This window comes from Natroniella acetigena, assembly GCF_023227745.1.
In the GTDB taxonomy this organism is placed as follows: domain Bacteria; phylum Bacillota; class Halanaerobiia; order Halobacteroidales; family Halobacteroidaceae; genus Natroniella; species Natroniella acetigena.
This window is the reverse complement of record NZ_JALKBX010000014.1, coordinates 36,708-51,755: the sequence shown is the minus strand read 5'-3', so window position 1 is coordinate 51,755 and position 15,048 is coordinate 36,708. Positions and strand designations below refer to the sequence as shown.

Annotated in this window: 15 protein-coding genes and 2 pseudogenes; 5 read left to right on the top strand and 12 right to left on the bottom strand. The window is 32.9% G+C overall.

The genetic code is table 11. The features are described from left to right. The 4 genes and pseudogenes from MWH25_RS05140 to MWH25_RS05125 all read right to left on the bottom strand — a co-directional run. A pseudogene (locus MWH25_RS05140) lies at nucleotides 1-281 on the bottom strand (replicative helicase loader/inhibitor); the annotation flags it as partial. Beyond that, a complete protein-coding gene (locus tag MWH25_RS05135) occupies nucleotides 274-1,179 on the bottom strand; it encodes a DnaD domain-containing protein (protein ID WP_248626542.1) in 906 nt (301 codons plus the stop codon). The gene MWH25_RS05135 and the pseudogene MWH25_RS05140, both read right to left, overlap by 8 nt. A gap of 73 nt (nucleotides 1,180-1,252) precedes the next feature. Continuing rightward, complete coding sequence (locus tag MWH25_RS05130; RefSeq protein WP_248626541.1) at nucleotides 1,253-1,405, bottom strand: hypothetical protein; 153 nt, start codon at nucleotides 1,403-1,405, stop codon at nucleotides 1,253-1,255. An 87-nt stretch (nucleotides 1,406-1,492) separates the two neighbouring features. Next, nucleotides 1,493-1,705 carry a helix-turn-helix transcriptional regulator gene (locus tag MWH25_RS05125; protein WP_248626540.1) on the bottom strand — a complete coding sequence of 71 codons (213 nt, stop codon included), beginning with the start codon at nucleotides 1,703-1,705 and terminating at the stop codon, nucleotides 1,493-1,495. 185 nt (nucleotides 1,706-1,890) lie between these two features. Here MWH25_RS05125 and MWH25_RS05120 point away from each other — a divergent pair, with 185 nt between their 5' ends. From MWH25_RS05120 to MWH25_RS05110, 3 genes are all read left to right on the top strand, one after another. Continuing rightward, nucleotides 1,891-2,301: a helix-turn-helix domain-containing protein gene (locus tag MWH25_RS05120; RefSeq protein ID WP_248626539.1), complete on the top strand. Its 411-nt coding sequence runs from the start codon at nucleotides 1,891-1,893 to the stop codon at nucleotides 2,299-2,301. A gap of 50 nt (nucleotides 2,302-2,351) precedes the next feature. After that, nucleotides 2,352-2,819, top strand: a complete 468-nt coding sequence (locus MWH25_RS05115) for an ImmA/IrrE family metallo-endopeptidase (protein WP_248626538.1) — start codon at nucleotides 2,352-2,354, stop codon at nucleotides 2,817-2,819. Nucleotides 2,820-2,911: 92 nt separating this feature from the next. Next, nucleotides 2,912-4,504, top strand: a complete 1,593-nt coding sequence (locus MWH25_RS05110) for a recombinase family protein (protein WP_248626537.1) — start codon at nucleotides 2,912-2,914, stop codon at nucleotides 4,502-4,504. A gap of 207 nt (nucleotides 4,505-4,711) precedes the next feature. Here the strand turns inward: MWH25_RS05110 and MWH25_RS05105 are convergent, their stop codons facing one another. Further along, on the bottom strand, nucleotides 4,712-5,815 hold the full coding sequence (locus MWH25_RS05105; protein ID WP_248626536.1) for a methyl-accepting chemotaxis protein: 1,104 nt from the start codon (nucleotides 5,813-5,815) through the stop codon (nucleotides 4,712-4,714). A 253-nt stretch (nucleotides 5,816-6,068) separates the two neighbouring features. Here MWH25_RS05105 and MWH25_RS05100 point away from each other — a divergent pair, with 253 nt between their 5' ends. Then, nucleotides 6,069-7,730, top strand: coding sequence for a recombinase family protein (locus tag MWH25_RS05100; RefSeq protein WP_248626535.1), 1,662 nt, complete (start codon nucleotides 6,069-6,071; stop codon nucleotides 7,728-7,730). Here the strand turns inward: MWH25_RS05100 and MWH25_RS05095 are convergent. After that, nucleotides 7,704-8,756 (bottom strand): annotated as a pseudogene (locus tag MWH25_RS05095) (YifB family Mg chelatase-like AAA ATPase); the annotation flags it as partial. The gene MWH25_RS05100 and the pseudogene MWH25_RS05095 overlap by 27 nt on opposite strands. Before the next feature lie 11 nt (nucleotides 8,757-8,767). After that, nucleotides 8,768-9,121 (bottom strand): YraN family protein, encoded by a 354-nt coding sequence (locus tag MWH25_RS05090; RefSeq protein ID WP_248626533.1) that lies wholly within the window; start codon nucleotides 9,119-9,121, stop codon nucleotides 8,768-8,770. A gap of 728 nt (nucleotides 9,122-9,849) precedes the next feature. Between MWH25_RS05090 and MWH25_RS05085 the strand changes: the two genes are divergently transcribed. Continuing rightward, nucleotides 9,850-11,418: a methylenetetrahydrofolate reductase C-terminal domain-containing protein gene (locus MWH25_RS05085; RefSeq protein ID WP_248626532.1), complete on the top strand. Its 1,569-nt coding sequence runs from the start codon at nucleotides 9,850-9,852 to the stop codon at nucleotides 11,416-11,418. Between the two features lie 442 nt (nucleotides 11,419-11,860). On the opposite strand, the gene MWH25_RS05080 is transcribed toward MWH25_RS05085, so the two are convergent. The 5 genes from MWH25_RS05080 to rplS form a co-directional block, all read right to left on the bottom strand. Next, a complete protein-coding gene (locus MWH25_RS05080) occupies nucleotides 11,861-12,091 on the bottom strand; it encodes a hypothetical protein (protein ID WP_248626531.1) in 231 nt (76 codons plus the stop codon). Between the two features lie 13 nt (nucleotides 12,092-12,104). After that, a complete protein-coding gene (locus tag MWH25_RS05075) occupies nucleotides 12,105-12,881 on the bottom strand; it encodes a ribonuclease HII (RefSeq protein WP_248626530.1) in 777 nt (258 codons plus the stop codon). Between the two features lie 38 nt (nucleotides 12,882-12,919). Further along, a complete protein-coding gene (gene ylqF / locus MWH25_RS05070; RefSeq protein WP_248626529.1) occupies nucleotides 12,920-13,768 on the bottom strand; it encodes a ribosome biogenesis GTPase YlqF in 849 nt (282 codons plus the stop codon). Between the two features lie 15 nt (nucleotides 13,769-13,783). After that, nucleotides 13,784-14,296 (bottom strand): signal peptidase I, encoded by a 513-nt coding sequence (lepB, locus tag MWH25_RS05065; RefSeq protein ID WP_248626528.1) that lies wholly within the window; start codon nucleotides 14,294-14,296, stop codon nucleotides 13,784-13,786. Between the two features lie 77 nt (nucleotides 14,297-14,373). Further along, a complete protein-coding gene (rplS, locus tag MWH25_RS05060) occupies nucleotides 14,374-14,718 on the bottom strand; it encodes a 50S ribosomal protein L19 (RefSeq protein ID WP_248626527.1) in 345 nt (114 codons plus the stop codon). Nucleotides 14,719-15,048 lie beyond the last annotated feature (330 nt).

Below are 15,048 nucleotides of genomic sequence, written 5' to 3'. Positions count from 1 at the left end.
CCATAGTAGTCAATTGCTTTTATTACTTTTCCCCAGGCACCCGCAGGGGTTAACCTATCTTCGGTTGTTACTTCTAATACTGCCTCCCTAATATCTGCTATGGTCGGTATAAAGGGCTGTTCAGCAACTAACTTCTGGACTGCTACTTGTACCTCCTTATAATCAAAGTCCTTCAACATCTGATACCAAAAGTTTAGCTTAACCCCTTTCCGATCAACTTCAAACTTCTGATAAGCAAGTGATAAAATAGATAGTATCTTAGCAGTCTCAGTCTTAGTCATCTACCTCACCACCTAGCTCCTCTGCTAACTCACATTCTTCAACTAGGCTTAAGGCGTTTTGAATGTTTTGTGGTAAATCATTTTCATTCTTCTTCTTTTTTGCTTTACCTTTACGCTGATTAAGATAACCTTTAACCTGCTTAATCGTCATTAATCCCTGGGCCAACCAATCATCGAGCAACTCTTTTATATAAGAAAATCTATAAATATTATTAACACTTGCTTTTTTTATTGCTAAAACTACTACTTCTAAACTTAATCCATCGTTCAAGTAACTTACTAGTAGATCTAACTGATAAGAATTGATCGTTCTTCCCAAAGCTTTTTCATAAAATTGGGCCAACCCTTTTCCTTCTTCTTTGTAAGTATTCTCTGTAGTAATCTCTGTAGTAATCTCTGTAAGGATAGTATTTTCGGTAGACAGATTTTCTTTAGTATCTTTAGAATTCACATTTTCCTTAGTATTTCTAGAATCCAGATTTTCTGAATAAATAGAGTTTATAGCTTTATTTAATACATTCCAATTAATAGAATACCAGGTTAATCTTTTACTATCTGTATAGTAAATCACAAAAGCATCTTTTTTCTTTATCTTATTTTTACTCTTACCTAACTTAAAGGCTATATTTTTAAAAGCAGTTCTCAGCTCATATTTACTAAATCCAAGTTCCTCCTGCCAACTATCACCCTTTTTATATTTTTCATGTTTACAGGGAGACATGAACTTGAAGAATTTATTATCACTTTTTTCTGCCCAGTACATAATCTGTTGTAATAAAATTGAAGACAGAACAGAACTAGTTATTTCATTCAAAGCTGGTTTATAAACTAAAGACTTCTTTTCTTCAACAATTGCTTTACAGATGATAGAAGGTTCTCCTAAATTACTGATATTCAACTTAATATACCTCCCCATACAATTTAAATTGCTAACTAAAAATAATTATGGTATTATAAATAATAAGATGTCTTTACTTGGAAGCACCCGTTGCCGCGGGTGTTTCTTTTTTATTTAACCTTTCTAAGTTCTTCTTAACTGCTGTTGCATATATCTCTGCTGCTTCCTTTATCTTTTCTTGATTATTTAAAAACTTGACTTTAGTAATCTTAATCTCCCGCTTCACTTTTTACTACCCTCCTTTTAAAAAGTCAAGGTTATAACTTTCCTTTAAATAGTATAAAATAAAAGATAAACCCCTCAAAAGATTGCATTATGAAAAGTCGCTACCTAAAAAAATATCATTCAAGGTCTTATCCAGCTCATTTGCAATCTGCAAAGCATTATCTAAAGTCATTCTCCTTTTCCCATTTTCTAGCAAACAATAGTAGCTTTCTGATATTTCTAATTTGTCTGCTAAATCCTTCTGTGTTAGGTCTGCTTCTTCTCTAAATTGAACTAAACGGGATTTAACATCTTCATCCATAAACCTCCCTCCTTTCATATTGCAAACTATTTGATTATATTATAAAGGTTCATTTTCAATATGTCAAGTTTAGAGGAGGATTTATTAACAAAAGATTTCATTTTGAAAAGTTAATCTAATAATTTGAAACTTTTCTATTTGTAAAGTATAATAAATAATAAGTATGATGAAAGTGAGGTGATTATATGTCCATTGGTAGGAGATTAAAAAAGCTAAGAAAAGAGGCAGAACTTACTCAAGCCAAATTAGCAAAAGAACTAAATATTGGAGAATCAACTATCTCTCTTTATGAAAGTGGCAACCGAGAGCCAGACTATCAAATTTTAAAACGAATAGCTGATTACTTTAACGTATCGGTAGATTACTTACTGGAGCTTACTGATGAAAAAAATCCAATGGCTAAACTTGAAAAGGTTATCCCTAATCAAGTCTTAAATTCATTAGATGATGAGGAATTGGATCTTTTAATTAATTTAGTTAGCGATAAACAGCGAAAAGTATTATTAAGAGCATCTGAAGGATTAACTGACAAAGACTTGGTAAAAGCAATTGAAATTATTAAATTAATAACTGATGATGAGGAGGTGGGTAAGTAATTTCTCTTCTACAATAAACTCAAATGTTAATAAGAGAGGAGTCGAGATAAATGACAAATCAAAAAGAAGCTCAACAAATAGCAAAACAATTTTTAGAAACTCATAATCTCAACTTTCCTATTAATATTAAAAAAATAGTTAATATTTTAGATATTAAGCTAATTTATTGTAACTTCGAGGGAAAGGGAACTGTATTCTACGCTGATAAGAATCAAAGACTAATTTTTGCTAATAATAACTTATCTGATGAAAAACTTAGATTTGAAATCACTATAAATATCGCACATATCTTACTTGATAACCACGGACTTATATTTGAGGGCTATTCTGCCCCCTCCTCTGACCTATCTGCTAAAGCTTGTGCCAGGGAACTACTATTACCTGAGACTGAAGTTAAGAAAATCGCTCAAAAATATAATGGTTCTACTCAAAAAATTAAAAATCATTTTAAAGTTCCTAGAGAATTAGTTATTCAGCAAATAGAAAATTTAAATCTTACTTATACTATTGAAGAATAGCTTTTTATTTTTTCTTTCTTATGTAAATTTATAGCATTTATATACTATATTTACAGTTGTAATCATTAATTCCATTGAGAGGAGGCAGCCAATTGAAAAAAGGGGTCTGTTATATTCGAGTTTCTAAACATCGAGATAGTATGATTACTCAAGATACACAACTAAGAAAGATCAAACACTATTGCGAGCTACATGATATTGAACTTGTAAGTCAATATATGGACTTAGATTACTCTGGCAGATCAACTAATCGGCCTGATTTTCAGAAGTTATTTGAAGATATTGAAGAAAATAAGATCGATATTGACTATCTTCTAGTCTATAAACTTGATCGCTTTGCTAGATCAGTTAATGACTTTCATAATTATATGGAAATTCTAGAAGAAAAAGATATTAACTTTGTCTCTATCACTCAACACTTTGATACTTCCAGCCCAATGGGGCGTCTGGTGAGAAATATTCTAATAGACTTTGCTCAGTTTGAGTCAGAGATGATCGGTGAAAGAGTTAAAGATAATATGATTCAAAATGCCCAAAATGGAGTCTGGAATGGCGGGCCAATCCCCTTTGGTTTTACACAAACTGAAGATACTGAAGCGGCTAATTTAAAACCTAATCAAGAAGCAAAACATGTTCTTCAATTTTATAAGTGGTACATTGCTCCAGGTGGCTCAATTAGGAAGTGTGTTGTCAAGGCTAATAAGTTAGGAATCACTACTTCTAATAACAACTACTGGCAGGGAAGCCAGATGAGTAGATTACTTAAAAATCCTATCTACTGTATAGCTGATGAACAGTCAATCTCTTATTTTGAAGATCAGGGCTTTGAGGTTTTTAATAAAGATACTGCTGATAATAAACGAGGTTTTATCTGTTATAACCGCAGAAACCCAAAAGGAAAAAATGAAACAATTAGAGATAAAGATAAGTGGTTAATCTCAGTTGCTCAACACCAAGGAATAGTACCAGCTGAACTTTTTATCAAAACTCAAAAGAAGCGTCAATCACGAACCAACAAACCAATTCGAGCTGGAACAGGAAAAAGTCTTTTAGCTTGGTTACTCAAATGTGGTAAATGTGGACGAGCCATGACTTATAGTTATTCTACTTCTACTCTTGCTGATGGAACCAAGAAAAAGTATAGGTATTATAAATGTAATAGTAAAAGAAAGATGGGTAAAGCAGTCTGTGAAGGTCAATCAGTTAGAGCAGAAAAGATAGAGAAAGTAGTACTCGATAAATTATCTCTTATTCATAAAAGCGATACCTTTTTTGATAATGCTGAAGAAAGATTAGAGGCTAGTTTTAAAAACTCAATAGACTTATTAGAGGAGGAAAAAGAGTTAATTAATAATCAATTAACTGAAATAATAAAAGAAGAAGATAGATTGATCAATTCCTTAACTAAAGTTAATTCTGATAAATTAATAACTAAAATTGAAGAGCAGATCGAAGAGTTAGAGAAAAAGAAAAAAGAATTAACTGAAAATCTAGAAGAAATTAAGACTAAACTTTTTAGTTATGAGGCTGAAGAATATAACAAACGATTGATTTTAGATAGATTTAAAGACTTTAATGATAATTTTGAGCAGATGGAATTTGAGGAAAAAAGAAGTTTTTTACAGACAGTAATCAATAGGATTATTTATAATGAGGGAGAAATTGAATTAGAGTTATTTCTTTAATTATCTTGATTTAGTTAGTTAAATAGATAAAGGCATCTTGCTGCAAGATGCCTTTATCTATTTAACTTTTTTATTTTACTTATTTAATCTTCATAACTCTCAAATAGATTTAAACCTATTGAACTCATAATAATATGAATAAAAACTCTGCTCCTATTAAAAAATCAAAACTTTTAGGCTAAGCTCTTTTTTACACTTTTTTATTTATTAAGCTGAATATGCTCCTAATAAATCAACAAGTTCTTGAGTAATCTGGTCTAACTCTTGAGCAGATTCAGATGTTATATTAGAAGCATCAACAATATTACTAGAATTACCTATGAGCTGATCACTATTTTGTGCTAAATCATTAGTAGCATTAGCAGTCTGTTCTATTTGAAGTGATGTCTCTTGTACTGAATCTTTAATCCCTTCAAATACACTTCCTGTCTTTTCTGCAACTTCTTGACCTTCCTTAGCTTTCTTCTCTACTTTTTTAACCTTCTCAATTCCTTTTTTAGATTGTTCTTGAGTTTTAGTAACCAAATTAGCAATTTTATCTGTTGCATTAGCAGTTTCGCTTGCCAACTGTCTTATTTCTTCTGCTACTACTGCAAACCCTTGTCCATGTTCTCCGGCTCTTGCAGCTTCTATAGCTGCATTTAAAGCCAAAAGATTTGTCTGTTCTGCTATATTTGTAATCATTTCAACAATCTGCTCTATTTCTTTTGAATTATTATCTAAATCCTCAATTACCTCTACTGCTTCGTCAACAACTCCATTAATTTCTTTAATACTATTTATTGTATCTTCAATGTTTTGACTACCTATATCAGCTTGTGAATCAGCCTCTTGAGAAAAACTTGCTACTTCTTGAGCACTAGCTGAAATTTCTTCAATACCTGCTGACATATTTTCAATAAACTCATTGTTAGTTTCTATAGTTGTATTATTTTTTTCCGTCGTTGCTGCTAACTTCTCACTATTGTCTGCTAACTTATTGACATAATCTAAGGTAGTTTCTACTGCTTCTTTCTCCCCATCAATATAATCATTAATTATCTGTGCTAATACACCAAATTCATCATTTCTATCAAGATCAGCTTTTGCCGTCAAACTTCCATTAGCTATTTCTTTCATTACAGTTATTAGTTCTATCATTGAATCAGAAATATCTTTTGCTATATAATAAGCTACTAAGAAAGAAGAAATCACTCCAATTCCTGCAAATAAAATTGCTCTGTTTTCAATTCCAAATCTTAAAGCTAATAATGTAATAGCAATCCCATAAGTACTAATTATTAATAATAACTTCCACTTTAATTTATCCAATTTTACTCCTCCTATAAAATAATTAGTATACTAAAATTCATATAATAACTTTTTACGTTGTCTAATTTCTCAGCTTTTTTATTTGAAAATTCTAATGATCAGTTATTAAAATAATTCTTGACTATTAGTAAATATCCCTTTTTATTTGCTATAAAAAATATCTTAATTTATATTAAATTACTTTTATGTCATAAAACAACATTTAATCTTTCTAATAAATAACCTATAATTCCATTAAAAAGAGGTGATTAATATGCAAACAGGAGTGGCTTATATCAGAGTTTCTAAAGCTAGAGATGATATGATTACTCAATCAACCCAATTAGAAAAGATTAAACAATATTGTGACTTACACAATATTGAGCTAGTAGCTGAATATGTTGACCTAGATTACTCAGGCAGATCTACTAACCGACCAAAGTTCCAGGAAATGTTCAAGGATATAATTAATAATAAACTAAATATTGACTATTTGCTGGTCTATAAGTTAGATCGCTTAGCTCGATCAGTTAGTGATTTTCACACTTTCATTGATATTTTAGACAAAAATTCTATCGACTTTATCTCAATAACACAGAATTTCAATACTTCTATTCCAGTTGGAAGATTGATGAGAAATGTTTTAGTAGACTTTGCTCAGTTTGAATCTGAAATGACTGCTTCAAGGGTTAAAGATAATATGATTCATAATGCTAAAAATGGAGTTTGGAATGGCGGGCCAATCCCCTTTGGCTTTACCCAAACTGAAGATGATAAGCAAGCTAATTTAAGACCTAACCAAGAAGCAAAGCATGTAATCCAGTTTTATAAGTGGTACACTGCTCCAGGGGGTTCAATCAGAAATTGTGTTTTTAAAGCAAATAAGCTAGGGATATTAACTTCTAAGGGAAAAGAATGGAATCCAAATCAAATAGGAAGGATTCTTAAGAATCCAATTTACTGTATAGCTGATGATGAATCAATAGCCTACTTTGAAGAACAAGGTCATACAATTTACAATAAAAAAGCTGCTGATGGTAAGCGAGGTTTTATTAGATACAACCATAGAAAAGTAGTTGGTACTAGCAGTAAAATCAGAAATAAGTCTGAATGGCTCATATCGGTCGCTCAACACGATGGAATAGTAAACTCCGACCTATATATCAAAACTCAAACCAAACGCCAGAAAAGAGCTGGAGGACGTATTAAAAAAAGAGAGACCAAAGGACTTTTGGCTTGGCTTATAAAGTGTGGCAAATGTAATAAGTCATTAAGTTACACCTATGGTATTTCTAACTCTAAAACAAATTCAAGAATTTATTATTATCGCTGTAGTACCAAAATGAAACAAGGAACTGAAGTCTGTGAAGGACAAACTGTCCGAAGTGAAGAGCTAGAAAAAGCTATCTTAGATAAACTATTTGAGCTTTCTAGTAATCAAGAATTATTAAATCAACTAACCAAAGATTCTGAATCAGAATTCATAGAATCAATAAAACTGCTAGAGAGAAGAGAAAAAAAGTTACAAGAGAAATTAAATAAAATTAGTCAGAAAGAAGATAACCTGGTTGACAAAATCAAACTGGATATTTCTGATAAATTACTGAAGTTGATCGAAACTAAAGTTGATAAACTTAACGAGAAGAAAACAAAAACACAAGAAAAGTTGAAAACTATTCAGGAAGATTTAGCGGAGTATAAAAATAATCTTTTTAACAAAGACTTAATGATAAAACAACTAAGAAAGTTTGAAAATAAATTTGACCAAATGAAGCTTGAGGAAAAAAGAAGTTTCTTACAGACCATAATAGATAAGATTGTATTTAATAAAGGTAAAATAAGAATAGAGTTATTTCCTATTGATACAATGGAAAGTTTAACAGACCAATCTTTGCAGTTTGATTTCATACGGACAAGGGTTCATAGCCGCTATTAACATGAATTGGGCCGGATAATTTAATGTCGTTAATGCTCTAGAAATACTAACTTCACCTTTCTCTAACGGTTGACGTAATACTTCCAAAACATTTTTCTTAAACTCCGGTAATTCATCTAAAAATAATACCCCATGATGGGCCAAGCTGACCTCCCCTGGCTGAGGTATTCTTCCTCCACCAATTAAACCTACATCTGAAGTTGTATGATGAGGGCTTCTGAATGGTCTCTTAGTAATTAGTGATCTTTCAGTTGACAGCTTACCTATAATACTAAAGATTTTAGTTACCTCAATTGCCTCCTTTTTACTTAAAGGTGGCAAAATAGTAGATATTCTTTTTGCTAACATAGTCTTTCCCGAACCAGGTGGGCCAATCATAATCACATTATGCCCTCCTGTAGCTGCTATTTCTAAAGCACGTTTAGCATGCTCCTGACCCTTAACATCTTTAAAATCAACCTTATAATCCTCATCTTCAGCTATAGAAAAATCACTACTTACTTGATCTAATTGTAGCTCCCCATTCAAGTAATCAACGGTCTCTTCTAAATCAGCAACTGGAATAATCTCCAATCCATCAATCACAGCAGCTTCTTGAGCATTTTCTTGCGGTAAAACAAACCCTTTCTTTCCTTCTTTTTTAGCTGCTAAAGCCATTGGTAAGATCCCATTGATTCCTCGCACTTGCCCATCTAAAGATAACTCACCAATTAAAGCATAATCTTCTAATCTATCACCCTTAATCAAACCACTAGCTGCTAAAATTCCAATCGCAATCGGCAGATCAAAGACTGGTCCTTCCTTCTTAATATCAGCAGGAGCTAAATTAACTGTAATTCTTTTAATCGGAAATTTAAATCCAGTATTCTTAATAGCTGCTTTAACCCTCTCTTTTGATTCCCTAACTGCCGTATCAGGCAGACCTACAATATTAAAAGCGGGTAAACCTTTAGCCAAATCAACCTCAACCTGAACTACATAACCATCTATTCCTAGCACAGAATTACTATTTGCTTTAGCTAACATTTCTCTCCCCCTTAACACAAAAATGCATTCTTGATTAATTTAATCTTGTTTTGTTGCTGATAAGAAAGAATAGCAACTACATCAAATCGAAAATCAATTTCTTGCTGTTGCAAACTCAAATAATAACGTGCAACTCGAATTAAATGTTGTCTCTTTTTATAATCAACCTTCTCTAATGGTGAAGCAAATGAGCGACTGGTCGATAATTTAACTTCAATAAATACTAAATAATCTCCATCTTGACCTATCAAATCTATCTCTCCATAACGAGTCCAAAAATTCTCTTCCAAAATTTGATAACCTTTTTTTCTTAAGAACTTTTTAGCAATCTTTTCTCCCCTTGCTCCTTGTTCTCTTTTATTCATTAATTTACCTCCAAACCCTATTATTAAGATAAGTTAACCACTAAAAGAAGAATTATACATTAAACTAAATCAAAACTTCAAAAAATTTTTTAATTTTTTTCTAACTATTAATTAGTATTTAAGAAGGAAATTTAATTTAAGTATAGAATAAACATTATAACAGGTTGTAAATTTTGCACGTAAAACCTGATGGGCTTGCCCTCAAGATGTAAGTGCTATTTTGAAAACAATTCGATATTATTTTTAAAATATGATATACTGACAACAGTTAAAGTAAATCTTCTTACAGACAAAACCTGACGTGATAAATCCACAACTGAGTATATAAGGATTCATGGTTTTAAAACTCAAAAACTACTCATATAAAAAGCACTGCAAAGGGAATTAAAGTGAAAACCAAGCACCAAGCTACTCTGTTGCTAATTTATTACGAAGTGTCTGTTAAGACACGTAGGTAAAATATTCAAAGTATCAGAAAATCTAATCGTACAACCTACGAGTCTTAAAAAAAACAAGACTCTTCGTGAAACACATAAACACTATATCTACCGTAGGGCGTACGGGATTTCAAGCCTCTGGAGAAACTGTAAGACCTCATTTTTTACTTAATACTTGATATTAGCAGAAATAGGCTAGTTTCTAGGAATGAGGAATCCACGTGAACTTACTCAGTGGAGCGTCAAAAAATTAATATTTATAACTAATAAACGAAAAAGGGAGATGAGATTATGGGTACAAACAAACTAAAAGAATCTATTTTAAATGACGATGAATTCACCATAACCTGGGAGCTAGTACCAGGACGTGGAGCAAGAGAAGCCAACCAGGAGATGATCTTTAAAAACACAGAAAGGGCCGTTGAAGGAGGTAAAGTAGATGCTATAACTATCACTGATAATCCAGGAGGAAATCCAGCTATTTCTGCTGAATATTTAGGTATCAAAATTAAAGAGATGGGAATTGAACCTTTAGTTCACTTTACTTGTAAAGATAAGAATAGAAATCAGATTGAAAGTTTTCTTTACTCTATGGAACGAGAAAATGTCAATAATATTTTGGTAATGACAGGTGATTATCCAGTAAGTGGCTATAATGGTCGTTCCAGACCTGTTTATGACTTTGACCCTGTTCATATAGTAGAGTTAATGAAAGATCTTAATGACGGACTAGAGTATAAAGATGCTTTTGGTCGTTCTAATAGTCTAAAGCCGACTAATTTCTTCCCAGGAGTAGCGGCTTCTCCATTTAAGGCATTAGAATCAGAGCAGATGGCTCAATATTATAAGTTAAAGAAAAAGGTTGAAGCAGGAGCAGAATATATCATTCCTCAACTTGGTTATGATGCTCGTAAATACCATGAATTAATTAAGTTTGTAGAACAACAAGGTTGGGATATTCCAATTATCGGTAATGTATATGTCCTATCTTATGGTGCCTCTAGAGCTATGAATGCTAACCGCATTCCAGGATGTGTTGTTACTGATGACTTAGTTGCTGATTTAGCTAAGGAGAAGGATGCTGACGATGGTGGTCATCAGGCTGGACTTGAAAGAGCAGCTAAGATGTATGCTTTCAAAAAAGGTATGGGTTTTGCTGGAGTACACATTGCTGGTCATGGTATGAGTTATGAGGATTTAGAGTTCATCATTGAAAAAGGAGAAGAGTTAGCTCCTAATTGGAAAGACCTTGTCCATGAGTTTGACTACCCAATGGAAGATGGCTTCTATTACTTTGAAAAGGATGAAGAGACTGGCTTAAATACTGATAAACCTGCTGCTAGAAATCATAAACCAAGTAAGGAGTTTGTTAATAGTAGCTTTAGAGTAATGCACCATGCTCTCTTTGAGCCAGCTAGTCCATTATTTAAACCGATGCAATTTTTATGTAAAACTGTTGAAGATAGTATTTTCGAAGGACCATTTGATCTTATGGAGCGTGTGATTAAGACAGTTTCTAATGAATGTCGGGAATGTGGAGACTGTGCACTATTTGATTTAGCTTATCTATGTCCGATGTCTCAATGTCCAAAGAACCAAAGAAATGGTGCGTGTGGTGGTAGTAGAGATGGCTGGTGTGAAGTATATCCAAAGGAACAAAAATGTATCTATGTTAGAGTTTATGATAGATTGAAGCCTTACGGAGAAGAAGAACAGTTACAAGAATATATTGTTCCTCCAGTTAACTGGGATTTATATCGTACATCATCTTGGATTAACTTCTTTATGGGACGCGATCATGTATCTGAAAGAATTGATATTGCTCCTCCAACTAGTGGAGATAAGAGTCAGAAAGCTTAAATCTTATTCAAACTTATAAATTAAGCAATTTAATAATCTTTTTCTGGACTTATAATGAGCTATGGGAAGGATAATATTTATTATCCTTCCCATAGCTTTACTGATCTTATATGTTCTTTTTTATTAAATGGTTCAACCTCAAAAAGTCTAATTAATGATGAAACCATCAAAAACATACTGTATGTAGTAGGTGGCTATCTGCATTATACTATATATAGTATACAAAAATATTTTAATGCTTTTTATGGTCAAATCATCAAATAATTATTGAAACTTCCTAACCATTTTTTGTTCATTGGTAATTTTTTCTGATGATTACTAGAGCTTATCTGTACTTATTTTTACTTATTTACATATAATAAAAATAAAGATAGTCACTTAAGTGATTATCTCTCACTATAGATTGACCCCTCCAAGTTTTATTGCGGGGGGGTTCACTCTATTAAGCTTTAATATCAATTTTGGTAGCAGATAATTTATCATCTGTACCCAAAATTTTCAAAATAACTCTTCCTTGATACCAACCCTTAACCTCAACAGTAATTCTTTGACCCACTTTTAAATCGGTCATTATTTGAGCTTCAATAGCTTTCTGATCAAATTTAATCACTGCACTATCTTCTTTTAATTCTAGGACAACCCCTTCTAACTTAGTACCAGCTTTAAGCAACATTACATGCCTCCAGTTAGCTTAAATTTTTAACTATTTTAAAGGAAGTACGATGGATTGAAGTTGGCCCATATTGTTCTAAAGCTTGAATATGTTCTTGGGTTCCATAGCCTTTATGCTGGGCCAAGTTATATTCAGGAAATTGTTGGTCATATTCAACCAAGAGTCGATCTCTTGTTACCTTAGCTATAATAGAAGCAGCAGCAATTGAAACGCTATTACTATCTCCTTCAGTAATTGCTGCCTGTGCTAGATCGGTGTCAGGAAGATGTTCAGCATCAATCAATAAATAATCAGGTACCCGCTCTAAATCAGCAATTGCTTCTCTCATCGCCTGATAGGTGGCTTGTAAAATATTAATCTGATCAATTGTTTGACTATCAATAATTCCAACCCCAATACCCAACGCTTGCTCTTGGATAAGTGTAAATAATTCTTCACGTTTCTTTTCGGATAACTTCTTAGAGTCATCTACACCTAAGATTAAAGTATCCTCTGGTAGAATAACAGCAGCAGCTACTACTGGTCCTGCTAGAGGCCCCCGACCTGCCTCATCTATCCCTGCAATCAAATTGTAACCTTGCTGGCGTAATCTATCTTCATGTTGGCTCATCCGTTTAAATTTGGCAATAGTCTGTTGTCTTTTCTCCTTTTGACGGACAAGCCGCTGGGCCAACTTCTGAATCCCTTTTCTAGAATCAGCTGCCAGCTTCTCAATTAGCTCTTGTGATATTTCTTCTAAAACTTTAACTTCAGCTTTAACCTCTTTAATCGTTAACTTAGATAAATCCATTCTAACAACTCCTTATCTTTAACTCCTAACAAAAATAATTAAACTGTTGGCGGTAATTCTAATGTAAGTTTACCAAATTTACCCTCCTGAAACTCCTTAATAATTATCTTAGACGTCCGCTCCCGATCAATTCTTCCTCCCGACTGCAAACAACCACGCTTCCGTCCAATATCTGCTACTAACTGATATGTATCAGGAGTCAATTGATCTAAGTTAAATCTTTCTTTTAACTTGTTAGGAGCAACTTCTTGTAAGATTTCAACTAATTTATAAGCAAGCAACTCACTTTCAACCAATTTCTCCTTAATCGCTCCCGTAATTGCTAGTTTAAAACCAACCTCTTGATCTTCAAACTTAGGCCATAAAATCCCAGGAGTATCTAATAACTCAAAACCTTTTCTTAACTTGACCCATTGTTGGCCCTTAGTAACACCTGGTCTATCTCCGGTTCGAGCACTCTTATTATTGCTAAGTTGGTTAATCAATTGTGACTTTCCAACATTAGGAATACCAACTATCATTAATCTAATATCACGTTCTTTACGTCCCTTATCTGCTAGAGCAGACAACTTATCTTTCATTATTTGTTGAGCTAAATTTAAAACTTGGTTTACTCCTGCTCCAGTCAAAGAATTAACAGCTAACGTTGGAGCTGACTTAGCAAGATATCTCTTCCACTCTTTAGTTCGTTTGTGATCAGCTAAATCCTTCTTATTAAGTACAATAATTCTCTTTTGGTCTGCCAAAAGATCATCTATATCAGGATTTCTACTACTTAATGGAATTCTAGCATCCAATAACTCAATTACTACATCAATTAATTTTAAACCTTCTTCAACCTTCTTCTTAGCTTTAGCCATATGACCAGGATACCATTGAATTGACATTAAACTTATCCCCCTCTAATTAATCAGCCCTATTCTAGTTAGCGGCCAAAAAATAAAACTACCTTGTCCTACGATATTTTCACGCGGAACAAAGCCCCAATACCTGCTATCTTCACTATTATTCCGATTATCTCCCAATACAAAATAATTATCATCAGGAACTTCAACCTCTGAAAAATCACTATACATCTTTTCTACTACATAATCCTCTTCTAATACTTGATCATTAATATAAATCTGCCCATCAGCAATTTCGACTCGATCACCAGGCATACCAATTATTCTTTTAATAAAGTTAAGTTCAGGCTCAACAGGATATTTAAAGACAACTACCTCCTGTCTACGTGGTTCACGAAATCTATAAATAAATTTATTAGCAAAGATTCTATCTCCAGGCTGCAATTCAGGTCTCATTGAACCTGAAGGAATATAGAAAGCTTGAGCAACAAAATTAATAATAAAAAAGGCAATTACTACCGCCACAACAACTGCTTCCAAATATTCTTTAATCGTCTCTTTATCTATCATTAATAGACACTCCTATACAAAAGAGGACAAGCCTACACAGCCAGTCCCCTTCTTAAATAAATTTAAGTACAATTTAATTAATTTCTTTTTTCTCGTACTTGAGCAGCCTTACCTTGACGCTCTCTTAAATAATACAATTTAGCTCGATTAACATCTCCACGTTTAGCAACTTCAATCTTGTCAATCTTTGGAGAATGTAATGGGAAGATTCTCTCAACTCCAACACCGAAAGATATCTTTCTTACAGTAAAGGTTTCGCGTACACTACCACCTTGTCTTTTAATTACAATACCTTCGAAAACCTGGATTCTTTCTTTCCCACCTTCCTGAACCTTAAGGTGAACCCTAACAGTATCACCTGGGCCAAACTCAGGAATATCATCACGTAATTGCTCTTGTTCTACAATATCAACTAAGTTCATACTCTTTCCTCCTCTCACAAAACGTTCTTAACTATATTAGCCAGAGGACCGCCTGTTTTTGTCCGTAAATTATTATAACACATGCCAAATCTAATTACAAGCTATATTTTCCCCTTAATTTCTTTTGTTATTCAGTTGACAGTTAAAAAAATAAATTCAAAACCACTCTAAGCTCCTAAACATAAGACTTTTCAACGGTCTTAAGCTTTTAAGATTTTGCTCTTCAACTATAAGCTGTACATTGTAAATTGTAAATTTATTTCTTACATCGCCCTTCGGGTTCTTCGAACCTTTCGTGATGAAAAAATCCGCTCTTAGATTTTTTATTAC